Here is a 927-nt window from a genome sequence, read left to right on the forward strand (position 1 = left end):
GGCACGATCGAGATCGACGGCTTCGATGTCACCTCGATGCCGATGTACCGTCGAGCACGCCTCGGTATCGGCTATCTGCCGCAGGAAGCGTCGATTTTCCGTGGCCTCAATGTCGAGCAGAATATCCGTGCCGTGCTGGAAGTGGTCGAAAAGGACCGCAAGGTGCGCGAGCGCAATCTCGACGAACTGCTCGAGGAATTCCACATCAGCCATCTTCGCAAGGCGCCATCCATGTCGCTTTCCGGCGGCGAGCGGCGACGCCTGGAAATCGCGCGTGCGCTGGCGACGCGTCCGGCCTACATGCTGCTCGACGAGCCTTTTGCCGGCATTGATCCGATCGCCGTCGCCGACATCCAGCAATTGGTGCGCCACTTGACGGCGCGGGGCATCGGCGTGCTCATCACCGATCACAATGTGCGCGAAACGCTTGGCCTGATCGACCGCGCCTACATTATCCATGCCGGCCAGGTGTTGACCCATGGAAGGGCCGACGAAGTGGTGGCAAACCCGGATGTGCGGCGGCTTTACCTCGGCGAGGGTTTTACGCTCTGAGCGGTTCGTCGTTTAACGGAAACGCCAAACCGCTCTGTCTTTTCGTCTTGACGCAATTCCCAAGGGAAAGCGCTATGCGCTTTTCCCGGGAAAACCGTCTCTCACTTTTCCTGGAATTGCTCTGAGCGTGAAATTTGTTTCCTGACACGATTTTTGCGGTTCGCCCGGCTCTCTTTCCTCGATTTTACTCCGAGATAACGCTCCGGTAAGCGGGTTTTGCTAGCAATTGCCTTGACAAGCAAAAGCTGGGCCAGTTTCTATGGCCGGCTGCAAAACTCTCTTCCGGAAGTCCGGATGCGTAGACGAGGCGTTTGAAACCGAACCATGGCGTTGGCGGCCAAACTACAGCTACGACAATCGCAGTCGCTGGTGATG

Annotated in this window: 1 protein-coding gene; it reads left to right on the plus strand. The window is 57.9% G+C overall.

The features are described from left to right. Positions 1–552 (plus strand): LPS export ABC transporter ATP-binding protein (gene lptB / locus EN935_RS37995; RefSeq protein WP_127374340.1); only part of this gene is annotated, 552 nt, incomplete at its 5' end. Positions 553–927 lie beyond the last annotated feature (375 nt).

The organism is Mesorhizobium sp. M7D.F.Ca.US.004.03.1.1 (assembly GCF_003998635.1).
GTDB classification, from domain to species: domain Bacteria; phylum Pseudomonadota; class Alphaproteobacteria; order Rhizobiales; family Rhizobiaceae; genus Mesorhizobium; species Mesorhizobium loti.